Source organism: Micromonospora sp. URMC 106, from assembly GCF_051386395.1.
Lineage (GTDB): Bacteria > Actinomycetota > Actinomycetes > Mycobacteriales > Micromonosporaceae > Micromonospora.
In genome coordinates this window covers 9,720-35,841 of the sequence record NZ_JBPQTP010000036.1, presented here as the reverse complement: position 1 = coordinate 35,841, position 26,122 = coordinate 9,720, and the positions used below count along the sequence as shown (strand labels likewise).

The following is a 26,122-nucleotide window of genomic DNA, read 5'->3' as shown; positions in this document are numbered from 1 at the left end:
TGATACGGAGTGGCCCGATGCCCACTGAGGCCGAGTTCCTCGACTACCTCCGGCGTGCGACTGCCGACCTGCGCGACGCGCGCCGGCGGGTGCGCGAGGTGGAGGCCAAGGACCGCGAGCCGATGGCCGTCATCGGGATGGCGTGCCGGTTCCCGGGCGGCGTCTCCAGCCCGGCGGAGCTGTGGGACCTCGTCGACCGGGGCGGCGACGGGGTGGGTGACTTCCCGACCGACCGGGGTTGGGACCTGGAGCGGCTCTTCCACGCCGACCCGGACAACCCGGGCACGTCGTACAGCAACCAGGGCGGCTTCCTCTACGACGCCCCGCAGTTCGACCCGGGGTTCTTCGGCATCAGCCCCCGCGAGGCCCTGGCGATGGACCCGCACCAGCGGCTGCTGCTGGAGACCTCCTGGGAGGCGTTCGAGCACGCCGGCATCGACCCGCAGCGGCTGCGCGGCAGCCGGACCGGCGTGTTCGCCGGAGTGATGTACCACGACTACGCCTCCCGGGTGCTGGACCTGCCCGACGGCGTGGAGGGGTACATCGGCACCGGCAACTCCGGCAGCGTGGTGTCCGGGCGGGTGGCGTACACCTTCGGCCTGGAGGGGCCGGCGGTCACGGTGGACACGGCCTGCTCGTCGTCGCTGGTCGCCGTGCACCTCGCGACGCAGGCGCTGCGCCAGCGCGACTGCGACTTCGCGCTGGCGGGCGGCGTGACGGTGATGTCCACGCCGGGCACGTTCGCCGACTTCTCCCGGCAGCGCGGCCTGGCCTCCGACGGGCGGTGCAAGTCGTTCGCCGCCGCCGCGGACGGCACCGGCTGGTCCGAGGGCGTCGGGGTGCTGCTGTTGCAGCGGCTGTCGGACGCCCGCCGGGACGGCCGGCGGATCCTGGCCGTCGTGCGGGGCAGCGCGGTCAACCAGGACGGCGCCAGCAGCGGACTGACCGCGCCCAACGGCCCGTCCCAGGAGCGGGTGATCCGGCAGGCCCTCGCGAACGCCCGCCTCTCGCCGGCCGACGTCGACGTGGTCGAGGCCCACGGCACCGGCACCACCCTCGGCGACCCCATCGAGGCGCAGGCGCTGCTGGCCACCTACGGTCAGGACCGGGGCGACGGCGGACCGCTCTGGCTCGGCTCGGTCAAGTCCAACCTGGGCCACACCCAGGCCGCCGCGGGCGCCGCCGGTCTGATCAAGATGATCGAGGCGATCCGGCACCGGACCATGCCCGCCACCCTGCACGTCGACGCGCCGTCGCCGCACATCGACTGGTCCGCCGGCCAGGTCTCGCTGCTGACCGAGGCCCGCCCCTGGCCGGCCGCCGACCGGCCGCGCCGGGCCGCCGTGTCGTCGTTCGGCATCAGCGGTACGAACGCCCACGTCATCCTCGAGGAGGCGCCCGTCGAGGACGCCCCGCCCGCCGACGACGCCCCGCCCGCCGCCGAACCGCCGGTGGTGCTTCCGCTCGCCCCGGTGCTCCTCTCCGCCCGTACCCCCGAGGCGCTCGCCGGTCAGGCCGACCGGTGGGCCGCCCACCTCGGCCGCGCCGACTCGCCGCGGCCGGTGGACGTGGCCGCCTCCTCGGTCCACCGGGCCGGGCTCGACCACCGCGCGGTCGTCCTGGCCGGCGACGCCGACGAGCTGCTCGCCGGGCTGCGGGCGCTCGCCGACGGCGAGCCGAACGGCATGGTCACCACCGGCGCGGCCACCCCGCGCGGCCGGATCGCCTTCCTCTTCTCCGGCCAGGGCGCGCAGCGCCCCGGCATGGGCCGCCAGCTCGCCGAGACGTTCCCCCGCTTCGCCGCCGCCCTGGACGAGGTCTGCGGACACCTCGACCCGCTGCTGCCCCGCCCGCTGCGGGAGGTGCTGTTCGCCGAGGCGGGCACCCCCGAGGCGGAACTGCTGGACCAGACTGTGTTCACCCAGGCCGGGCTGTTCGCCGTCGAGGTGGCCCTGTTCCGGCTGGTGGAGTCCCTCGGGGTCGTACCCGACCTGGTGGCCGGGCACTCCATCGGCGAGATCGCGGCCGCACACGTGGCCGGCGTGTTCTCCGTCGAGGACGCCTGCGCGCTGGTCGCGGCCCGGGGCCGGCTGATGCAGGCCCTGCCCGCCGGCGGCGGCATGCTCGCCGTCGCGGCGGACGAGGCGGCGGTGGCCGACTCCCTCGCCGGGCTGACCGACCGGCTGGACGTGGCCGCCGTGAACGGCCCCGCCGCCGTGGTGGTGGCCGGCGACGCCGACGCGCTCGACCAGGTGCAGCGGATGTGGTCCGAGCGGGGCGTGCAGACCCGCCGGCTGCGGGTCAGCCACGCCTTCCACAGCGGGCGGATGGCCCCGATGCTCGCCGAGTTCGCGGCGGTCGCCGAAAAGCTGACCTTCCGGCCGCCGACGATCCCGGTCGTGTCCAACCTGACCGGCCGGGTCGCCGACGCCGAGCAGCTCCGCGACCCCGGCTACTGGGTGCGGCACGTACGCGGCACCGTCCGCTTCGCCGACGCCGTCGACTGCCTGCGCGCGCAGGAGGTCGACACCTTCCTGGAGGTCGGACCGAACGGCGTCCTGACCGCCATGGCACAGGGCTGCCTCGCCGAGCGGGCGGCGGACGGGCCCGCGCCCCTGCTGGTTGCGGCGTCGCGCCACGACCGACCGGAGCCGCAGGCCCTCCTCGAGGCCCTCGCGCGGCTGCACGTGCACGGCGTCACCGTCGGCTGGGCGGAGCTCCTCCGCGGCGGCCGGCACGTGGACCTGCCGACGTACGCCTTCCAGCACCAGCGCTACTGGCTGGAGCCGGCCGGGCGGTGGACGGACGTGTCCGGGGCCGGCCTCGGCGCGGCCGGGCACCCGCTGCTCGGCGCGGCGGTGTCGGTGGCCGGCGAGGACATGGTGGTGCTGACCGGCCGCCTGGCCACCTCGACGCACACCTGGCTGGCCGACCACGCCGTCTCCGGCGCGGTGGTGGTGCCGGGCGCGGCCCTGGTGGAGCTGGCGGTGCGGGCCGGCGACGAGGTGGGCGCGTCGCGGGTGCGGGAGCTGACCATCGCCGCGCCGCTGGTGCTGCCCGAGACCGGCGCGGTGCGGGTGCAGGTGCGCGTCGGCGCGGCCGACGAGGCGGGCACCCGGTCGGTGACTGTGCACGCCCAGCCGGAGGAGGCCGTCGACCCGGAGTGGGTCCGGCACGCCGAAGGCGTGCTGGAGCCGGCGTCGGCCGACGAGCCGGGCGTGGGGGAGTGGCCCCCGACCGGCGCGTCCGAGGTGGACCTGTCGGGCTGGTACCCGGCGCTGGCGGAGCACGGCCTGGCGTACGGGCCGGTGTTCCGGGGGCTGCGGCGGGCCTGGTCGTCCGGCGGCGAGGTGTTCGCCGAGGTCGCGTTGCCCGACGAGGTGGCCGGCGACGCGGCGGCGTTCGGGCTGCATCCGGCGCTGCTGGACGCCGCACTGCACCCGGTCGGGCTGCTGCTGGGCGGCGAGTCGGGCGGCCCGCGGGTGCCGTTCGCGTTCGAGGGTGTGCAGGTGCACGCCTCGGGCGCGCGGGTGCTGCGGGTGCGGCTGACCCGCAACGGTTCCGGGGTGCGGCTGGTCGGCGGTGACGAGTCGGGCGCGGCCGTGGTGTCGGTGGACTCGTTGGCGTTGCGGGAACTGACCGCGGTGTCGTCCGCGGGGTCGGCGGCCCGGTCGTTGTTCGAGGTGGCCTGGCAGGCCGAGGAGATCGCCGCGGCCGGGGACGTGTCCGGGTGGGCGCTGCTCGGCTCGCCGGCCTCCGTGGACCTGCCGGCGTTCCCGGATGTCGAGGCGGTGGTGGCGGCGGTCGCCGAGCCGTCGGGCGTACCGCCCCGCCTGCTGCTGGTGCCCGCCGGCTCGGCGGGCGGCGGGGAACGGCCCGAGGACGCCGCCAACGGTCCCGACGCGGTACGTGAGGCAGCCTCCGCCGTGTTGGCGACCGTGCGGTCGTGGCTGGCGGCCGACGTGCTGGCGGATTCGCGGCTGGTGGTGGTGACCCGGGGCGCGGTGTCGGTCGGGGCCGAGGACCGGGTCAGCGACCTGGCGGGCGCGGCGGTGTGGGGTCTGCTGCGGTCGGCGCAGTCGGAACACCCGGGCCGGATCGTCCTGGCGGATGTGGACGGGGACCTCGACGCCGGGACGCTGGGTGTCCTGGCCGGGGTGGCGGACGAGCCGGTGGCGACGGGCGGCCAGGTCGCCGTCCGCTCCGACGCGGTCTTCGTGCCGCGTCTGGTACGGGCGGGCGTCGGCGCGGCGGCGGAGACGCCGACCCTCGGTGAGGGCACGGTGCTGGTGACCGGTGGTACCGGTGCGCTGGGCGCCTTGGTGGCGGAGCACCTGGTGTCGTCGTGGGGTGTGCGGTCGCTGGTGTTGGTGTCGCGGCGGGGCCCGGCGGCTGCGGGCGCGGAAGAGTTGGCGCAGCGGTTGAGTGCGTTGGGTGCTGCCGTGCGGGTGGTGGCGTGTGACGTGACGGACCGGGATCAGGTGTTCGGTCTCGTGGATGAGGTCACGGCCGGGGGCCGGTTGGCGGGTGTGGTGCACACGGCCGGTGTGTTGGACGACGGTGTGGTCGAAGGGCTGACCGAAGAGCGTCTTGCGGCGGTGTTGGCGCCGAAGGTGTCGGCGGGCTGGTTCCTGCACGAGGCGACGGCGGGCCTGGATCTGGGTCTGTTCGTGGTGTTCTCGTCGGTGGCGGGGGTGTTGGGTTCGCCGGGTCAGTCGGCGTATGCGGCGGGTAACGCGTTCCTGGACGGGTTGGCGGTGTGGCGGCGGCAGCTCGGGTTGCCGGGGGTGAGCCTGGCGTGGGGCATGTGGGACACCGCCGGCATGGCCGCCTCCCTCGACGCGGCGGACCGGGCACGGTCGACCCGGGGCGGCGTCACCGCGATGAGCGCCGAAACCGGGCTGCGCCTGCTCGACGCCGCCCTGGGCGCCGACCGGCCCGCCCTCGTGCCGGCCGTGATCGACCTGGCCGCCCTCCGCGCCGCGGCCGGCGCCGGCCTGGTGCCGCCGATGCTGCGGGCCCTGCTCGGCACGACCACGACCCGCCGCCAGGCGGGACAGGGCACCACCTGGGCCACCCGCATCACCGGCCTGGCCCCCGACGAGGCACGCGCCCAGGTCGCCGTGCTGCTCCGTGGCCTGGTCGCGCAGGTGCTCGGGCACGGAAGCGCGGAGGCGGTGCCGGCGGACCGGGCGTTCCGGGAGCTGGGCTTCGACTCGCTCACCGCCGTGGACCTGCGCAACCGGGTCAACGCGGCCACCGGGCTGCGGCTGCCGTCGACCCTGGTCTTCGACTACCCGACCCCGGCCGTGCTCGCCGACCACGTGTGGTCCGAGCTGGCCGGTGTGCGTCAGCCGGGCGCCGACGCGACCGGCGGCACGGTCGACGGCACCGACGAGCCGATCGCGATCGTCGGCATGGCCTGCCGCTACCCCGGTGGCGTCGACGACCCGGACCAGTTGTGGGAACTGCTGGCCACCGGTGGCGACGGCATCTCGGAGTTCCCCACCGACCGGGGTTGGGACCTGGACTCGCTGTTCGACCCGGACCCGGACCGCAGCGGCACGTCGTACACGCGGCACGGTGGCTTCCTCTACGGGGCGGCGGAGTTCGACCCCGGCTTCTTCGGCATCTCGCCGCGGGAGGCCCTCGCCATGGACCCGCAGCAGCGGCTGCTGCTGGAGACGTCGTGGGAGGCGTTCGAGTCCGCCGGCCTCGACGTGCGGCGGCTGCGCGGCAGCCGGACGGGCGTGTTCGCCGGCGTCATGTACCACGACTACGCCTCCCGGCTGATGGACCAGCCCGGCGAGGTGGAGGGCTACATCGGCACCGGCACCTCCGGCAGCGTCCTGTCCGGGCGGGTGGCGTACACGTTCGGCCTGGAGGGCCCGGCGGTCACCGTGGACACCGCCTGCTCGTCCTCGCTGGTCGCGCTGCACCTGGCGGCGCAGGCGCTGCGGGCGGGGGAGTGCGAGTACGCCCTGGCCGGCGGTGTCACCGTGATGGCCACCCCCGGCACGTTCATCGAGTTCTCCCGGCAGCGGGGCCTGTCGCCCGACGGCAGGTGCAAGTCCTTCGCCGCCGCCGCCGACGGCACCGGCTGGAGCGAGGGCGTCGGCATGCTGCTCGTGCAGCGGCTCTCCGACGCCCGCCGCGAGGGCCGGCGCATCCTCGCCGTCATCCGGGGCAGTGCGGTCAACTCCGATGGGGCGTCCAACGGCCTCACCGCGCCCAACGGCCCGTCCCAGCAGCGGGTCATCCGGCAGGCCCTGGCCAGCGCCCGCCTGACCCCCGCCGACGTCGACGCCGTCGAGGCGCACGGCACCGGCACCGTCCTCGGCGACCCCATCGAGGCGCAGGCGCTGCTGGCCACCTACGGCCGGGACCGGCCGGCCGACCGGCCGCTGCTGCTCGGCTCGGTCAAGTCGAACCTCGGCCACACCCAGGCCGCCGCCGGCGTCGCCGGGATCATCAAGATGGTCCTGGCGATGCGGCACGGCCTGGTGCCGGCGACCCTGCACGTCGACGAGCCGTCGCCGCACATCGACTGGACCGCCGGCGCCGTGACGCTGGCCACCGCGCCCACCCCGTGGCCGGCGGTGGACCGGCCCCGCCGGGCGGCGGTGTCCTCGTTCGGCATCTCCGGCACCAACGCGCACGTCGTCATCGAACAGGCCCCCGAGCCGCAGCCCGCCGCCGAGCCGCAGCCCGCCGCCGCGCCGCAGCCCGCCGCCGCGCCGCCGCACGGCACCGACACCGCCGTCCCGTTCGCGCTCTCCGCGGCGGACCCCGTCGCCCTGCGCGGCCAGGCGAGCCGGCTGCGGTCCCACCTGGCGGCGCACCCCGAGCTGGAGCCCGCCGACGTGGCGTACGCGCTGACCACCAGCCGGGTGTCGTTCCCGTACCGGGCGGTGGTGCTCGGCCGCAGCCGCGACGAACTGGCCCGGGGCCTCGACGCCCTCGCCGCCGGCGACACCGCCGCCGACGTGGTCACCGGCGTCGCCCTGCGCGACGCCGCGCCGGTCTTCGTCTTCTCCGGGCACGGCTCGCAGTGGCCCGCCATGGCCGCCGACCTGCTCGACACCTCCCCGGTCTTCGCCGCCGCCATCGCCGAGTGCGAGGAGGCGCTCGCGCCCTGGGTGGACTGGTCACTCACCGACGTGCTGCGCGCCGCCCCCGACGCGCCACGGCTGGTCTCCTCCGGCGTGGTGCAGCCCGCGCTGTGGGCGGTCATGGTCTCGCTGGCCCGGCTGTGGAACTCCCTCGGCGTACGGCCGGCGGCCGTGGTCGGCCACTCGCAGGGCGAGATCGCGGCGGCCTGCGTGGCCGGTGCGCTGTCCCTGGCCGACGGCGCGAAGGTCGTCGCGCTGCGCAGCCAGGTGTTGGTCGAGATCGCCGGGCGGGGCGGGATGGCCTCGGTCGCGCTGCCCGTCGCCCGGGTCCACGATTTGCTCACCCCGTGGGCCGGCCGGCTGTCGGTCGCCGTCGTCAACGGTCCCGGCTCCGTCGTGGTCGCCGGGGACCAGGACGCCCTGGCCGAACTGCTCGCCGCCTGCCAGGCCGACGACGTACGCGCCCAGCGCATCGACGTCGACTACGCCTCCCACTCGCCGCACGTCGAGGCCGTCGCCGACCGGCTCACCGGCAGCCTCGCCGGGATCGTCGGCCGCCCGACCGAGACGCCGTTCTGGTCCGCCCTGACCGGCCGGCCCCTGGACACCACCGAACTCGACGCCGGCTACTGGTACCGCAACCTGCGCGAGACGGTGGACGTGGAACGCGTCGTGCGCGGCCTGCTCGACGAGGGTCACCGGGTCTTCCTGGAGGTCGGCCCGCACCCCGTGGTCAGCTTCGGGATCCAGGAGACCATCGACGACGCCGAGCACGAGGCGGTCGTGGTGCACACCCTGCGCCGCAACGCCGGGGGCTGGCCGCGGGTGCTCACCGCCCTGGCGACGCTGCACGCGCACGGCGTCGAGGTGGACTGGACCGCCGTCCACGGCGTGCGCACCGGCCCGCCCGTGCCGCTGCCCACGTACGCCTTCCACCGCCAGCGGTACTGGCCGGAGGCGCCGGCGCTGCCCGGCGTCGCGGCGAGCACCGAGGAGCCGGCCGACCGGCGGTTCTGGGACGCCGTCGAGCGGGCCGACGCCGGGGCGCTCGCCGAGGCGATGCGGCTCGACGACACCGAGGCCCGCCGCCTCGACGACGCGCTGCCGGTGCTCGCCGCCTGGCGGCGACGCCGCCGCGACGAGTCCACCGTGGACGGCTGGCGCTACCGGGTCGCCTGGAAGCCGGTCACCGCGCCGACGACCACCACGCTGGCCGGCACCTGGCTGGTGCCGGTGCCCGCCGCGTACGCCGACGCCCCGCTGACCGGCGCGGTCGTCCGGGCGCTGGCCGAGGCCGGCGCGGAGCCCACCCTGCTCACCGTCACCGAGCCCGACCGGGCCGCGCTGGCCGACCTGTTGCGCGCCACCGACCCGGAGTCCGTCGCCGGGGTGTGCTCGCTGCTCGCCCTCGACGGCGCGCCGCACCCGGCGCACCCCGTGGTGCCGGCCGGGCTCGCCGGCACGCTCGCCCTGGTGCAGGCGCTCGGCGACGCCGGCGTGACCGCCCCGCTCTGGTGCCTCAGCAGCGGCGCCGTCAGCACCGGCCGGGCCGACCCGGTGGACCGGCCCGACCAGGCCCTGGTCTGGGGGCTCGGGCGGGTCGCCGCCCTGGAACACCCGGACCGCTGGGGCGGCCTGGTCGACCTGCCCGCCGACCCGGACCAGCGGGCCCGCGCCCGGCTGGCCGCCGTGCTCGCCGGCCTCGGGCACGAGGACCAGGTCGCCGTCCGTTCCTCCGGCCTGTTCGCCCGGCGGCTGGTCCGTGCCGCCGCCGAACGCCCGGCCGGCGACGGCTGGCGTCCCGCCGGCACCGTCCTGGTGACCGGCGGCCTCGGCTCGATCGGCGCCCACGTGGCCCGCTGGCTGGCCCGTGCGGGCGCCGCGCACCTCGTGCTGACCAGCCGGCAGGGGCCCGCCGCGCCCGGCGCCGTCGAACTGGAGGCCGAGCTGGCCGGCCACGGCGCCACGGTCACCGTGGCCGCCTGCGACGTGGCCGACCGGGCGGCGCTGCGCGCGCTCGTGGACCGGCTGGCCGAGCGTGACGTCCGCATCGACGCGGTGTTCCACGCCGCCGGTGTGCCGCACGCCGGCGCGCTGGCCGACACCGACCTCGCCGAGCTGGCCGCCGCCCTGCACGCCAAGGTCGCCGGGGCGGTCAACCTCGACGAGGCCCTCGGCCCGGACCTGACCGCGTTCGTGCTCTTCTCCTCCGGGGCCGGCGTCTGGGGCGGCGGCTACCAGGGCGCGTACGCCGCCGGTAACGCCTTCCTCGACGCGCTCGCCGAGGACCGGCGTCGGCGCGGGCTGCCCGGCACCGCACTCGCGTGGGGCGCCTGGGACGGCGGCGGCATGGTGGAGAGCGAGGGCGCCGCCGACCAGATGTTCCGCTCCGGCGTCCGGCCGATGCACCCGGACCTGGCGGTCTCCGTGCTGGCCGGGGCGCTGGAACGGGACGAGCCGGCCCTCACCGTCGCCGACATCGCCTGGGACCGGTTCCTCCAGACCTTCGCGCTGGCCCGGCCCCGGCCGCTGATCGGCGACATCCCCGAGGTGGCCCGCGTCCTCGCCGCCGCCGCCGCCGCCGGCACCGGCGACGACGACGAGACGCGGGAGGCGTCCCCGCTGCGCGGCCGGCTGGCCGGGCTCGCCGCGCCGGAGCGGCGCCGGGTCCTGCTCGACCTCGTACGGGTCCACGCGGCAGCGGTGCTGCGGCTGCCCTCGCCGCAGGCGTTGGCGGCCGACCGGTCGTTCCGGGAGATCGGGTTCGACTCGCTCAGCGCCGTCGAGATGCGCAACCGGCTCGCCGAGGCGGTGGGCCTGACCCTGCCCGCGACGCTGGTGTTCGACCGGCCGACACCCGCCGCCCTCGCCGACCACCTGGTCACCCGCATCGCCGGCGACGACACCCCGGCGGCCTCGCCCGTGCAGGCCGCCGCCGCCCTGGACGAGCCGATCGCCGTCGTCTCGATGAGCTGCCGGTACCCGGGCGGCGTCGCCGGCCCGGAGGACCTGTGGCGACTGGTCAGCGAGGGACGGGACGGGATCGCGGAGTTCCCGGCCGACCGGGGCTGGGACCTGGACGCGATCTACCACCCGGATCCCGACCGGCCCGGCACCTCGTACGTCCGGGAGGGTGGCTTCCTCGAAGACGCCGCCGGCTTCGACGCGGCCCTGTTCGGCATCTCCCCGCGCGAGGCGATGGTGATGGACCCGCAGCAGCGGGTGCTGCTGGAGAGCGCCTGGGAGCTGTTCGAGCGGGCCGGCACCGCGCCGGCCGACATGCGGGAGACCAACACCGGCGTCTTCGTCGGCACCAACGGCCAGGACTACGCGACGCTCCTGCTGGCCGCCCGGGTCGAGACCGAGGGCTACCAGGCCACCGGCAACGTCGCCGCCGTCATCAGCGGGCGGCTGGCGTACCACTTCGGGTTGCAGGGCCCCGCCGTCAGCGTCGACACCGCCTGCTCGTCGTCGCTGGTGGCGCTGCACCTGGCGTGCCAGTCGCTGCGGCAGGGCGAGTGCGACGTCGCGGTCGCCGGCGGGGTGACCGTGATGGCCACCCCCGGACCGTTCCTGGAGTTCGCCCGGCAGCGGGGCCTCGCCCTCGACGGTCGGTGCAAGTCGTTCGCCGGGGCCGCCGACGGCACGGGCTGGGGCGAGGGCGTGGGCCTGGTGATGTTGCAGCGGCTCTCCGACGCCCAGCGCGAGGGCCGGCGGATCCTGGCCGTCGTCCGGGGCTCGGCGATGAACCAGGACGGCGCCAGCAACGGCCTGACCGCGCCCAACGGGCCCGCCCAGGAGCGGGTGATCCGCCAGGCCCTCGCGAACGCGCGGCTCTCCGCCGCCGACGTCGACGCGGTCGACGGGCACGGCACCGGCACCCGGCTCGGCGACCCCATCGAGGCGCAGGCGCTGCTCGCCACGTACGGGCAGGACCGGCCCGCCGACCGGCCGCTGCTGCTCGGCTCGGTCAAGTCGAACATCGGCCACACCCAGGCCGCCGCGGGCGTCTCCGGCGTGATCAAGATGGTGCTGGCGCTCCAGCACGGCCTGCTGCCGCCCACCCTGCACGTGGACGAGCCCTCGCCGCACGTGGACTGGTCGGCGGGCGCGGTCGCGCTGCTGACCGAGCCGCAGCCGTGGCCGGACGTGGACCGGCCGCGCCGGGCCGGGGTGTCGTCGTTCGGGGTCAGCGGCACCAACGTGCACGTCATCCTCGAACAGGCGCCCGCCGCGCCGCCGGCCGACACCGGGGCGCCCCGCCCCGCCGACGGGCTGCCGGTGCTGCCCTGGGTCGTCTCGGCCGACAGCGCGGAGAGCCTGCGGGCCCAGGCCGCCCGGCTGGCCGACTGGCTGCCGCAGAGCCCGACCCCCGCCGCCGACGTCGCCCGGGGCCTGGCCACCGGGCGGTCTCCGCTGCGGCACCGCGCGGTGCTGCTCGCCGCCGACGCCGACGCCGCCCTCGCCGGCCTGCGGGCACTCGCCGCCGGGCAGGACCACCCCGGCCTCACCCGGGGCGTCGCCGAACCCGGCGGCGCGCTGGCGGTGCTCTTCTCCGGTCAGGGCGCCCAGCACGCCGGGATGGGGCGCCACCTCTACGCGACGTTCCCCGTCTTCGCCGAGACCCTCGACGCGGCGTGCCAGCACCTCGACGCCCACCTGCCGCGACCGCTGCGGGAGGTGCTGTTCGCCGAGCCCGGCACCGCCGAGGCGACGCTGCTCGACCAGACGGTCTTCACCCAGGCGGGGCTCTTCGCGGTCGAGGTGGCGCTGTTCCGGCTGCTCGAACACTGGGGGATCCGGCCCGACCTGGTCGCCGGCCACTCGGTGGGGGAGATCGTCGCCGCCCACGTGGCCGGGGTGCTCTCCCTGCCCGACGCGTGCACGCTCGTCGGCAACCGGGGCCGGCTGATGCAGGCCCTGCCCGCCGGCGGCGGGATGCTCGCCGTCGCCGCGCCCGAGGTCGACGTGCTGCGGGCGCTCGCCGGCAGGGAGGAGCAGGTCGCCGTCGCCGCCGTGAACGGCCCCGCGGCCGTCGTCGTCGCGGGGGCGGAGGACGCGCTGACCGGGCTGGCGGCCCACTTCACCGACCTCGGGGTACGGACGAAGCGGCTGCGGGTCAGCCACGCCTTCCACAGCCCGCTGATGGAGCCGATGCTCGCCGACTTCGCCGCCGTGGCGGCGACCCTGTCGTACGCCCCGCCGACCGTGCCGCTGGTGTCGAACCTGACCGGCACGGTGGTCGGCGCCGACGAGCTGTGCACCCCGGACTACTGGGTCCGGCACGTGCGCGAGGCGGTCCGCTTCGCCGACACCGTCACCCACCTGCACGCCAACGGGGTGACCCGGTTCCTGGAGGTCGGGCCCGACACGGTGCTGACCGCCCTGACCGCCGACGCGCTGCCGGCCGACGCCCCGGTCACCGTGACCGGCGTGCAGCGGCCCGGCCAGGACGAGGTGGCCACCCTGCTCGGCGCGGTCGCCCGACTGCACTGCCAGGGCGTGGCCGTGCGCTGGTCGCGGCTGCTGCCGGGCACCGGCCCGGTGGACCTGCCCACGTACGCCTTCGCCCACCAGCGCTTCTGGCCGACCCTGGACACGGCGGCGGCAGACACTCCCGCCGCCACCCACGATGACGTCGACTCGGCGTTCTGGCAGGCCGTGGCGTCGGGCGACGGCGACGCGCTCGCCGGACAGCTCGGCCTCGACCCCGACCGGCCGCTGCGGGACCTGCTGCCGGACCTCGACCGGTGGCGGCGCCAGCAGCAGGAGGACACCCTGGCCGGCGGCTGGCGGTACCGGATCACCTGGCGTTCCCAGGCGCTCACCGCGGGCGTCGCCGACGGCGCCTGGACCCTCGTCCACACCGGCGCGGACCAGCCGGTCGTCGACCGGCTCGCCGAACTCGTCACCGCGCGGGGCGGCACCGTGCGGCTGCTCACCGTCGACCCGGCCACCATCGACCGGACGGCGCTCGCCGAGCAACTGACCGCCGCCCCGCCGACCCGGATCGTGTCGCTGCTCGCGCTCGACGAGCGACCGCACCCCGACCGGCCCGCCGTGCCCGTGGGCCTGACCGCGAACCTCGCCCTCGTGCAGGCGGTCACCGACGCCCTGCCCCCGGTGCCGCTGTGGCTGCTCACCCGGCAGGCCGTCAGCACCGCGGCCGACGACCCCGTCGCGCACCCCGCGCAGGCCACCACCTGGGGCCTCGGCCTGGTGGCCGCGCTGGAACACCCCCGGCACTGGGGCGGCCTGCTGGACCTGCCCGCGACCCTGGAACCCGCCGCCGCCGAGCAGGTCCTGGCGGCGCTGACCGCCGCCGGGCACGAGGACCAGCTCGCGGTGCGGGACTCCGGGACGTACCTGCGCCGGCTGGCCCGCGCGCCCCGGGCCGAGGCGCCGGGCGACTGGCGGCCGCCGGGCACCGTCCTGGTCACCGGCGGCACCGGCGCCGTCGGCCGGTACGCCGCCGCCTGGTTCGCCCGGCACGGCGCGCGACGGCTGCTGCTGGTCAGCCGGCGCGGCCCCGCGGCCCCCGCGGCCGACGAGGCGGTGGCGGAACTGGCCGCGCTGGGCGCCGAGGCGCGGGTCCTGTCCTGCGACCTGGCCGACCGGGCCGCGGTCGCGGACCTCGTCCGCGGCCTGGCCGAGAACGGCGAAACCGTGCACGCGGTCGTGCACGCCGCCGGCGTGGGGCGGCTCAACCCGGTCGCCACGGTGACCGAGGCGGAACTCGCCGACGTGGTCTCCGGCAAGATCGCCGGCGCCCGGCACCTGGCCGAGTTCCTCGACCCCGAGCCGCTCGAACTGGTCGTCCACTTCTCCTCCATCGCCGCCGTCTGGGGCGTCGGCGACCACGGGGCGTACGCCGCCGGCAACGCCTTCCTGGACGCCTGGGCGCAGTCGCGGCCGGCGGGGCGGACCCGCGTCCTCTCGGTCAACTGGGGACCGTGGGCCGGCGGCGGCATGGTGACCGACGCGCACGCGGCGGCGATGAGCCGGCGCGGGGTGTCCCTGCTCGACCGGGAACCGGCGATGGCCGCCCTGCGCGCCGGCCTGGCGGGCGACGACACCACCCTCACCGTCGCCGACGTCGACTGGGACCGCTTCGCGCCGGTGTTCGCCTCCGCCCGCCCCCGGCCCCTGATCAGCGAGATCGCCGAGGTGGCCGCCCAGGCCGCGGCGGAGCGGGCGGACGCCGAGGACGGCGACCTGGTCGCCGCCGAGCTGCGCAAGCGGCTCGGTGAGCTGTCGCCGGCCGAACAGACCCGGGTGCTGGTCGATGTGATCCGCACCGCCGCCGGCGAGGTCATCGGGCACGACAGCCCGTACGCCGTGGAGGCCGGCCGGCCCTTCCGGGACCTGGGCTTCGACTCGCTGACCGCGGTGGAGCTGCGGGGCCGGCTGGCCCGGTCGACCGGGCTGAGCCTGCCCAGCTCCGTGGTCTTCGACTTCCCGACCCCGCAGGCACTGGCCGAGCACCTGCGGGCCGAGCTGCTCAGCGAGGCGTCGGTGGAGGCGCTGCCGACCCTCGCGGAGCTGGACCAGTTGGAGAGCGCCCTCGCGCTGCGCGACCCGGACGACATCGGCCGGGTGCGGATCACGATGCGGCTGCACAGCCTGCTCGAACGGCTCGGCGCCGCCGAGGAACGCCGGGAGGAGACCGCCGAGGTGGCGGACCGGCTGCGGGGGGCCAGCAACCAGGAGCTGTTCGACCTCATCGACCAGGACCTCGGGCTCTCCTGAGCCGCCCGCGGAACCTGTGGTGTCACGAGAAAGCGAGATGTCATGGCGGACGAAGAGCGGCTGCGCGAATACCTGACGCGGGTCGTCGCCGAGCTGCACCAGACCCGCCAACGGCTCCGCGAGGTCACCGCCGAGGAGTCCGAGCCGGTGGCGATCGTGGCGATGAGCTGCCGCTACCCGGGCGGCATCAACTCGCCCGAGGACCTCTGGCAGTTCGTCTCGTCCGGCGGGGACGCCATCGGCGACTTCCCCACCGACCGCGGCTGGGACCTGGAGCGGCTCTACCACGCCGACCCGGACAACCCCGGCACCTCGTACACCACCGCCGGCGGGTTCCTGCCCGACGCGGGGCAGTTCGACGCCGCGCTGTTCGGCATCTCGCCGCGCGAGGCGGTCGCCATGGACCCACAGCAGCGGCTGCTGCTGGAGGTCACCTGGGAGCTGTTCGAGCGGGCCGGCATCGCCCCGCTGTCGCTGCGCGGCAGCCGCTCCGGCGTCTTCGTCGGCACCTCCGGCCAGGACTACGCCGCCGTGCTGCACCGGGCGCCCGGCGTCGAGGGGTACGTGCTGACCGGCACCGCCGCCAGCGTCGTCTCCGGCCGGCTGGCGTACACGTTCGGGCTGGAGGGCCCCACGGTCACCGTGGACACCGCCTGCTCCTCGGCGTCGGTCGCCATCCACCTCGCCTGCCAGGCGCTGCGCCAGCGGGAGTGCGGCCTCGCCCTGGCCGGCGGCGCGACCGTGCTGGCCACCCCCGGCCCCTTCGTCGAGTTCTCCCGGCAGCGCGGCCTCGCCGCCGACGGCCGGTGCAAGTCGTTCGCCGCCGCCGCCGACGGCACCGGCTGGTCCGAGGGCGTGGGCATGCTGCTGTTGGAACGGCTCAGCGACGCCCGCCGCAACGGCCACCCCGTGCTCGGGATCATCCGCAGCTCCGCCGTCAACCAGGACGGCGCGTCCAACGGGCTCACCGCCCCCAACGGCCCGTCCCAGCAGCGGGTCATCCGGCAGGCCCTGGCCGGCGCGAAGCTCACCCCCGACCTGGTCGACGTGGTGGAGGCGCACGGCACCGGCACCACCCTCGGCGACCCGATCGAGGCCCAGGCGCTGCTCGCCACGTACGGCCAGGAGCGGGGCGACGCCGCGCCGCTGCTGCTCGGCTCGATCAAGTCCAACATCGGCCACAGCCAGGCCGCCGCCGGCGTCGCCGGGGTCATCAAGATGGTGCAGGCGATGCGGCACGGGATCGTGCCGGCCACCCTGCACGTCGACGAGCCCACCCCGCACGTGGACTGGACCACCGGCGCGGTCACCCTGGTCACCGAGGCCACGCCGTGGCCGGCCGTGGACCGGCCGCGCCGGGCCGCCGTGTCGTCGTTCGGGATGAGCGGCACCAACACCCACCTCATCCTGGAACAGCCCGAGGCGACCCCCGCCGACGCCGACCGGCCGGAACTCCCCGCGCCCGCACCGGTGCTGCTCACCGGCCGCACGCGCGCCGCGCTGCGCCGCCAGGCCGAGCGCTGGTCCCGGTACGTCGCCGACGACGCGGACCTGCGCCCGGCCGACGTGGCCTGGACCTCGGTGGTCTCCCGCTCGCCCCTGGAGCACCGGGCGGTCGTCCTCGCCGAAGACCGGGACGGCCTGCTCACCGCCCTGCACGCCCTCGCCGACGACCGGTCCGCGCCCGGCCTGGTCACCGGCGCCGCCGCCGAGCGCGGCGCGGTCGCGTTCCTCTTCTCGGGCCAGGGCGCCCAGCGCGCCGGCGCGGGCCGGGAGCTGTACGAGGCGTACCCGGTCTTCGCGGCGGCGCTCGACGAGGTCTGCGCCCACCTCGATGACCGGCTGCCCCGGCCGCTGAAGCCGCTGCTGTTCGCCGAGCCCGGCACCGACGAGGCGGCGCTGCTCGACCAGACCGTCTTCACCCAGGCCGCGCTGTTCGCCGTCGAGGTGGCGCTGCACCGGCTGCTCGGCTCCTGGGGGCTGGCCCCCGACCTGGTCGCCGGGCACTCCGTCGGCGAGCTGACCGCCGCCCACGTGGCCGGCGTGCTCACCCTCGACGACGCCTGCGCCCTCGTCGCCGCCCGGGGCCGCCTCATGCAGGCCCTGCCCGCCGGCGGGGCGATGCTCGCCGTCGCCGCCGACGAGGCGCGGGTCGCCGAGTCGATCGCCGGGCTGACCGACCGCGTCGCCGTCGCCGCCGTCAACGGGCCCACCGCCGTGGTCCTCTCCGGCGACAGCGTGGCCGTCGACGAGCTGGCCGAACTCTGGACCGCCCGGGGAGTGAAGGTGCGGCGGCTGCGGGTCAGCCACGCCTTCCACAGCCCGCTGATGGAGCCGATGCTCGCCGAGTTCGCCGCCGTCGCCGCCGGCCTCGACCTGCGCGCCCCCACCCTGCCGGTGGTGTCCAACCTGACCGGCGCGCTGGCCGACCCGGCACAGCTCACCGACCCCGGCTACTGGGTGCGGCACGTCCGGGAGGCGGTCCGCTTCGCCGACGGCGTACGCACCCTGCGCGCCCACGGCGTCGGCACCTTCGTCGAGGTCGGCCCCGACGCCGTCCTCACCGCCACCGTCCAGGAGACCCTCGCCGGGGTCGAGGCCGCCGACGCCGCCCCCGCCGTGGTGGTGCCGGTGCTGCGCCGGGACCGCCCGGACCGCCGCGCCCTGCTCGCCGCCCTCGCCCAGCTCCACGTCGCCGGCACGCCGGTGCGCTGGGCGGACCTCTTCGCCGGCCGGCCCGGCCGGCTCGTCGACCTGCCCACCTACCCGTTCGAGCGGCAGCACTACTGGGTGCCGGCCGAGGAGCCCGGCGACCCGGCCGACGCCGGGACCGCCGTGCTCGACCGCCGGTTCTGGGCGGCCGTGGAACGCGCCGACCTCGACGCGCTGCGGGACACCCTCGCCGTCACCGACTCCGCCGCCGCCGAGTCGCTGCGCACGCTGCTGCCCGTCCTCGCCGACTGGCGTCGGCAGCGGCAGGAACACTCCGTGCTCGACGGCTGGCGGTACCGGGCCGACTGGCAGACCACCCCCGAGCCCGCCCCGGCCCGGCTGACCGGCACCTGGCTGCTGGCGCTGCCCGCCGGCACCGCCGACGACCCGGCCGCGGAGACCGTCCGGGCCGCGCTGACCGGCGCCGGCGCCGACGTGCTGCCGCTGACCGTCGACCCGGACGCCGACCGGGCCGGCCTCGCGGCGTCCCTCGCCGGCACCGACCTCGCCGGGGTCGTCTCCCTGCTGGCCGGGGAGCCGCCCGCCGCCGGCGGCGCCGTGCTGCCCGGCCTGGCCGGCACCCTCGCGCTCGTGCAGGCGCTCGGCGACGCCGGGACCGACGCGCCACTGTGGCTGATCACCCGGGGCGCGGTCGCCGCCACCTCGTACGACCGGGTCGCCGACCCGGCGCAGGCCGCGATCTGGGGCCTCGGCCGGGTGGTGGGCGTCGAGGCGCCGCACCGCTGGGGCGGCCTGGTCGACCTGCCGCCCCGCCCCGACCACCGCACCGCCGTCCGGCTCGCCGCGATCCTCACCGGCTCGACCGGCGAGGACCAGCTCGCCGTACGCGGCCCCGGCGTCTTCGTCCGCCGCCTCGTCCGCGCCGCCCTCGGCGACCGCCCGCCGGCGCGCCGGTTCACCCCCACCGGCGCCGCACTGATCACCGGCGGCACCGGCGGGCTCGGGGCCCGCGCCGCCCGCTGGCTCGCCGCCGCCGGGGCCGAACACGTGGTGCTGGTCAGCCGGCGCGGGCCGGACGCCCCCGGCGCCGCCGAGCTGGAGGCCGAGCTCAGCGGCCTCGGCGCCCGGGTCACCGTCGCCGCCTGCGACATCGCCGACCGGGCCGCCCTCGCCGGCCTGCTCCACCGGGTCGAGGCCGACGGCCCGCCGGTGCGTACCGTCGTGCACACCGCCGGCATCGCCCAGGCCACCCCGCTGGCCGAGGTCACCCCCGCCGAGCTGGCCGAGGTGACCGCCGGCAAGACCGTCGGCGCCACCCACCTCGCCGACCTGCTCGCCGACCGGGAGTTGGACGCCTTCGTCGTCTACTCGTCCATCGCCGCCACCTGGGGCAGCGGCGGCCAGGCGGCGTACGCGGCCGGCAACGCGTACCTGGACGCGCTCGTCCAGCAACGGCGGGCCGACGGCCGGGCCGGCACCGCCATCGCCTGGGGGCCGTGGTCCGACGGCGGGATGCACGCGGCCGACGCCGAACGGAACCTGCGCCGCCGGGGCCTGCCCGCGATGGACCCGGCCGTGGCCATGGGCGCCCTGCGGCAGGCCCTCGACCACGACGACGTCACCGTCACCGTGGCCGACGTCGACTGGTCCCGGTTCGCCCCGGCGTACGCCTCCGCCCGCCGCCGGCCGCTGCTGGACGGCGTACCGGAGGCGCGGGCCGCCCTCGACGGCGGCGCGCCCGCCGACGACGGCGACGAGGGACCGGCGGCGACCCTGCGCCGGCGGCTCGCCGGGCTGACCCCGGCGCGGCGGGAGGAGACTGTCGCCGACCTGGTCCGGGACCTCGCCGCCGACGTGCTCGGCCACGACGGCGGGGCCGCCGCCGTCCCGGCGACCACCGCGTTCCGCGACCTCGGCTTCGACTCCCTGACCGCGGTGGAGCTGCGCAACCGGCTCGTCGCCGCCACCGGGCGGGCGCTGCCCACCACCCTGGTCTTCGACCACCCCACCCCGGTCGTGCTGGCTCGCTTCCTGCTCGCCGGCCTCTTCGACGCCGCCGTCGAGCCGGCCCCCGCCGCCGCGCCGAGCACCGTGGACGACGACGAGCCGGTGGCCATCGTCGCCATGGCCTGCCGCTACCCGGGCGGCGCCGACGACCCCGAACGGCTGTGGCGGCTCGTCGCCGACGGCGTCGACGCCATCGGCGACTTCCCCACCGACCGGGGCTGGGACCTGGACCGGCTCTACGACCCGGACCCGGCGAGCCCTGGCACCACCTACGCCGACAAGGGCGGGTTCCTGCCCGGGGCCGCGGAGTTCGACCCGGGTTTCTTCGGGATTTCGCCGCGGGAGGCCCTGGCGATGGATCCGCAGCAGCGGTTGCTGTTGGAGACGTCGTGGGAGGCGGTGGAGCGGGCAGGGGTTGACCCGGGGTCGTTGCGGGGTTCGCGAACAGGGGTGTTCGTGGGCACGAATGGTCAGGACTATGGGGCCCTGTTGGCGGTGGCCGCGGACGAGGTGGAGGGATTCGCGGCGACGGGGAACGCCGCGAGTGTGGTGTCGGGTCGGGTGGCGTACGCGTTGGGGTTGGAGGGGCCGGCGGTGTCGGTGGACACGGCGTGTTCGTCGTCGTTGGTGGCGTTGCACCTGGCGGTGCAGTCGCTGCGGCGCGGCGAGTGCGACCTCGCCCTGGCCGGCGGCGTCACGGTGATGGCCACCCCCGGCACGTTCGCCGAGTTCTCGCGGCAGCGCGGGCTGGCGGCCGACGGTCGGTGCAAGGCGTTCGCGGCGGGTGCGGACGGTACGGGTTGGGGTGAGGGTGTCGGTGTGCTGCTGGTGGAGCGGCTGTCCGACGCGCGGCGTAACGGTCACCGGGTGTTGGCGGTCGTGCGGGGTAGTGCGGTCAACCAGGACGGTGCGTCGAACGGGTTGACGGCGCCGAACGGTCCGTCGCAGCAGCGGGTGATCCGGCAGGCGCTGGCCTCGGCGCGGCTGTCCACGGCTGACGTGGACGTGGTGGAGGCGCACGGCACGGGTACCACGCTGGGCGACCCGATCGAGGCGCAGGCGCTCCTGGCCACGTACGGGCAGGGCCGGGACGGGCACGAGCCGCTGCTGCTCGGCTCCATCAAGTCGAACATCGGGCACACCCAGGCGGCGGCGGGCGTCGCCGGGGTGATGAAGATGGTCCTCGCGATGCGGCACGGCCTCGTCCCGGCGACGCTGCACGTGGACGAGCCGTCGCCGCACATCGACTGGTCGGCCGGCGCGGTGGAGTTGGTGACCGAGTCCCGGCCGTGGCCGGCGGTGGACCGTCCCCGCCGGGCGGCGGTGTCGTCGTTCGGCATGTCCGGCACGAACGCGCACGTGATCGTCGAGCTGGCCGACGACTCCGCCGAGGCGCCCGAGGCGCCCGACACGCCGGCTCTGGTCGGGTCCGACACCGTCGTCTGGCCGGTGTCGGCGCGGTCGAAGGCCGCCCTCGCCGGTCAGGCCGCCCGGCTGGCCGAGTACGTGCGCGGGCACGACGGTCTGGACCCGGCGGCGGTGGCGTGGTCCCTTGTCACCACCCGGTCGACGTTCGACCAGCGGGCGGCCGTGGTCGGTGCCGGTGTCGCCGAGCTGCTGGCCGGCCTGGACGCGCTGGCCGCCGGTGCGCCGGCCGCCAACGTGGTCACGGGCGTGGCCTCGTCCCACCCCGCCGGTCCGGTGTTCGTGTTCCCGGGTCAGGGTGCGCAGTCGGCGCGGATGGCGGCTGGTCTGGTGGGTCGTGCGCCGGTGTTCGACGCGCGGCTGGCGGAGTGTCAGCGTGCTCTCGCCCCGTACCTGGACGTGGATCTGGTGTCGGTGTTGACGGGTGAGGACGAGTCGTGGTTGGAACGCGTCGAGGTCGTGCAGCCCGTGCTGTGGGCCGTCGGTGTCGCTCTCGCCGCGCTCTGGCAGCACGCCGGCGTCACCCCGGCGGCGGTGGTCGGTCATTCGCAGGGTGAGATCGGCGCGGCCTGTGTGGCGGGCATCCTCAGCCTGGAGGATGCGGCGAGGGCGGTGGCGTTGCGGTCGCGGGCGCTGACGGTGCTGCGGGGGACCGGGACGATGGCGTCGGTGGACCTGTCCGCCGAGGCGGTCACCGCTCGTCTCGCGGGCTTCCCCGGCGTCGGGGTCGCGGCGGTCAACGGCCCGTCGACCGTGGTGGTGTCCGGTCCGCCGCAGCCGGTCGCGGACCTGGTGGAGGCGTGTCAGGCCGAGGGCATCAGGGCGCGGTTGATTCCGGTGGACTACGCGTCGCACTCGGCGGCCGTGCAGGACGTCGCCGAACAACTGCGCGCCGACCTGGCCGACATCGTCCCCCAGGCGGGTCACACCCGCCTCGTGTCGACGCTGACGGGGGACTGGGTCGAGCCCGCAAGCATGACGGCGGACTACTGGTACGACAACCTGCGGCAGACGGTGCGGTTCGACGCCGCCGTGCGCGTCGCCATCGCCGCCGGGCACAGCGTGTTCGTGGAGATCTCCCCGCATCCGGTGCTCACCATGCCGGTCACCGCGATCCTCGACGACACCGGCACCAGCGGGCACACCCTGGGCAGCCTGCGCCGCGGTGACGACGACCCGACGCGGTTGCTGACCAACCTGGCCACGGCGCACGCGATCGGCCTGCCCGTCGACCTGACGAAGGTCCTCGCGGCCACCCCGACCGTCGACCTGCCCACCTACGCCTTCGACCGGGGACGCTTCTGGCTGGAGCCGACCGCGCACCGGGTGCGGGACGTCGGCTCCGCCGGCCTCCAGGATGCCGGACATCCGCTGCTCAGCGCGGCCGTGCCGGTGGCCGACGACCGGGCGGTCGTGCTGACCGGGCGGCTGTCGGTGCGTACCCACCCGTGGCTCGCCGACCACGCCGTCGGCGGCGCGGTGATCGTCCCCGGCACCGGCGTCGTCGACATGGTGGTCCGGGCCGGCGACGAGGTCGACGCCGGCCAGGTGGGCGACCTCACGCTGGTCAACCCACTGGTGCTGCCGGCTACCGGCGCGGTCCAGGTGCAGGTGCGGGTGGGCCCGCCGAGCGACACCGGCGAGCGGACGGTCACCGTGCACTCCCGCCCCGAGGCGGACGGCGACACCGAGTGGACCCGGCACGCCGAGGGCCTGCTGCTGCCGCAGCTCGCCGCCCCGACGGCCGTGCCGGGGGAGTGGCCGCCGGCGGACGCGGTCGAGGTCGACGCCGACCTGGACGCCTGGTACGCCGCGATGGCCGAGGGCGGTCTCGGCTACGGTCCCGCCTTCCAGGGCCTGCGCCGGGTGTGGCGCGGCGACGACGAGGTCTACGCCGAGGTGGCGCTCCCCGCCGAGGCGGCCGCCGAGGCGTCCCGGTTCGGGCTGCACCCGGCCCTGTTCGACGCGGCCCTCCAGGCCAGCGGGGTCACCGCGCTGCTCGGCGACCCGGCGGACTCCTCCGGTGCCGGCTGGATGCCGTTCGCCTTCCGCTCGGTCGCCCTGCACGCGCACGGCGCCACCCGGCTGCGGGTGCGGCTGCGGCCGCTCGGACCGGACACGGTCGCCGTGACCCTCGCCGACACCGCCGGCCAACCGGTCGCCACCGTCGAGTCGCTGACCTTCCGGCCGGTCGCCGCCGGCCGGGCCGACGAGGCCGCCGCGCTGCGCCGCACCTCGGTGTTCCACCTGGATTGGGCGCCGCTGCCGGCCACCGACGCGACGGCGGGGGACACCCGCTGGGCGCTGCTCGGCGACGACACCCTCGGCCTCGCCGAGGCGTTGGCCGCCGCCGGGCACCCGGTGCGCGGCCACGCCGACCTGGCGACCCTGGTCGAGGCCGTCGAGCGGTACGGGGACGTACCCGATGTGGTGCTGGACCTGCGGTTCGGGGCGGAACCGGACCCGGACCGGGCCGGCGAGGCCGCGCACGACGCGGCCCGGGACGCGCTGGCGCTGGTCCAGGGCTGGCTCGGCGAGCCCCGGCTGGAGCAGGCGCGGCTGGTCCTGCACACCCGGGGCGCGGTCGGCGCCGCCCCCGGCGAGGCGCCCCGCGACCTGGCCCGGGCGAGCCTGTGGGGGCTGGTCCGCTCGGCGCAGTCCGAGCATCCCGGCCGCTTCACGCTGCTCGACACCGACGACGCCGCCGCCTCTCTCGCGGCGGTCCCGGCGGCGGTCGCCTCCGGGGAGCCGCAGCTCGCGGTCCGTGACGGCGGCCTGCTGGTGCCCCGGCTGGCCCGGGCGCGCGACGCCGGAGTGCTGCCGCTGCCCGCCGACGAGGTGCCGTGGCGGCTGGACGTCACCGAGAAGGGCACGCTGGAGAACCTGGCCCTGCTGCCGACCCCCGCGGTGGCCGGGGACCTGCCGGCGGGTCACGTCCTGGTCGGGATGCGCGCCTCGGGGCTGAACTTCCGGGACGTGGTCCTGGCCCTCGGCATGGTTCCCGACCAGGAGGTGCTGGGCAACGAGGGCGCCGGCGTGGTGCTCGGCGTCGGGCCCGGAGTCGACGACCTCGCGCCCGGCGACCGGGTGATGGGCATCTTCTCCGGCTCGTTCTCCTCGGCCGCGGTCTCCGACCGCCGCCTGCTCACCCGCATCCCCGACAACTGGTCGTTCACCGACGCCGCCGCCGTGCCCGTGGTCTTCCTGACCGCCTGGTACGGCCTGGTGGAGCTGGCCCGGCTGCGCGCCGGGGAGTCCGTGCTGGTCCACGCGGCGGCCGGCGGGGTCGGCATGGCCGCCGTGCAGATCGCCCGCCACCTCGGCGCGGAGGTGTACGGCACGGCCAGCCCCGGCAAGTGGCCCGCGCTGCGCGCCACCGGCTTCGACGACGCGCACCTCGCCTCCTCCCGCACCCTCGACTTCGCCGACGAGTTCGCCGGCCGCACCGGTGGCCGGGGCGTCGACGTGGTGCTCAACGCGCTCAGCGGCGAGTTCGTCGACGCGTCGCTGCGGCTGCTCGCCCCGGGTGGCCGGTTCGTCGAGATGGGCAAGACCGACAAGCGGGACCCCCGGCGCGTCGCCGCCGACCACCCCGGCGTGAGCTACCAGGTCTTCGACCTCATCGAGGCCGGCGAGGACCGGATCGCCGGCATGCTGGCCGAGCTGATGGCGCTCTTCGCCGCCGGCGCGCTGCGGCCGCTGCCCCGGCGCACCTGGGACGTCCGGCGCGCCCCCGAGGCGTTCCGCTTCCTCAGCCAGGCCCGGCACGTCGGCAAGCTCGCCCTGAGCATCCCGCAGCCGCCCCGGCTCGACGGCACGGTGCTGGTCTCCGGGGCGACCGGCACCCTCGGCGCGCTGCTCTGCCGGCACCTGGTCACCGCGCACGGCGCCCGGCAGCTGCTGCTGGTCAGCCGCCGCGGCCCGGACGCCGAGGGCGCCGACGAGCTGCTCGCCGACCTCAAGGCGCTCGGCGCGGACGTGTCGATCGTCGCCGCCGACCTGGCCGACCCGGACGCCGTCGCGGACGTGCTGTCCATGGTGGACCCGCGGCATCCGCTGCGCGCGGTCGTACACGCCGCCGGGGTCCTCGACGACGCCACCGTCGAGTCGCTCACCGCGGACCGGCTCGACGCGGTGCTGCGGCCCAAGGTCGACGCGGCCTGGAACCTGCACCGGGCCACCCTCGGCCACGAGCTGACGGCGTTCGTGCTCTTCTCCGCCGCCGCCGGCGTGTTCGGGGGCCCGGGCCAGGGCAACTACGCGGCCGGCAACGCGTTCCTCGACGCCCTCGCCGAGCACCGGCGGGCCCTCGGCCTGCCGGCGGTCGCCCTGGCCTGGGGCCGCTGGGCCCGCGCCAGCGGCATGACCGGGCACCTCGACTCGGCCGACATCCGCCGGCTCGACCGGGGTGGCATGGCCGCCCTGGCCGACGACGAGGCCCTCGCGCTGTTCGACGCGGTCTGGCGCGCCGAGCGGGCGACGCTGGTGCCCGCCAAGATCGTCACGGGGACGGCCGCACCCGGCGCGCCGGTCCACCCGCTGCTGGCCAACCTCGTCCGCCCCGCCGCCCGCCGGGCCGCGGCCGGCGAGGTCGCCGACGGGCAGGCGTTCGCGGAGACGCTGCGCGGCCTCCCCGACGACAAGCGGGCCCGCGCCCTGCGGGACCTGGTGCTGTCGCACATGGCGGTCGTCCTCGGCCACGGCGACCCGGCCGGCATCGAGCCGACCCGCGCCTTCCGCGAACTCGGCTTCGACTCACTCACCGCCGTCGAGCTGCGCAACCGGCTCGGCGCGGCCACCGGGCTGCGGCTGCCGGCGACGCTGGTCTTCGACAACCCGACGCCGACCGCGCTCGCCGAGCACCTGGCCGGGCAGTTCGCCCCGGTGGCCCCGGCGGGCGACCGGTCGGCGGCGGCGGGCCGGGAACTCGACCGGCTGGAGGCGGCGCTCGCCGGGCTCGACCCCACGGACGACGAGTTCCGCCGGATCACCGACCGGCTGCACGGACTGCTGGACCGGCTGACCGAGCGGCAGGCGGACGCGGACGGCGACGACGACCTCGAGTCGGCCACCGCCGAGAACATCTTCGACCTGATTGACCGCGAGCTGGAGACGTCGTGACCACCAGCCGCAACGACATCGGCATGCCGAGTGAG

General features: G+C 76.8%; 2 protein-coding genes. Both read left to right on the top strand.

What is annotated here, in order from left to right; translation table 11 throughout:
* The first annotated feature begins 17 nt into the window (after positions 1-17).
* Positions 18-14,861 (top strand): type I polyketide synthase, encoded by a 14,844-nt coding sequence (locus ACSNOB_RS14105; RefSeq protein ID WP_436687054.1) that lies wholly within the window; start codon positions 18-20, stop codon positions 14,859-14,861.
* A 60-nt stretch (positions 14,862-14,921) separates the two neighbouring features.
* Positions 14,922-26,087: a type I polyketide synthase gene (locus ACSNOB_RS14100; RefSeq protein ID WP_436687057.1), complete on the top strand. Its 11,166-nt coding sequence runs from the start codon at positions 14,922-14,924 to the stop codon at positions 26,085-26,087.
* Positions 26,088-26,122: the final 35 nt, after the last annotated feature.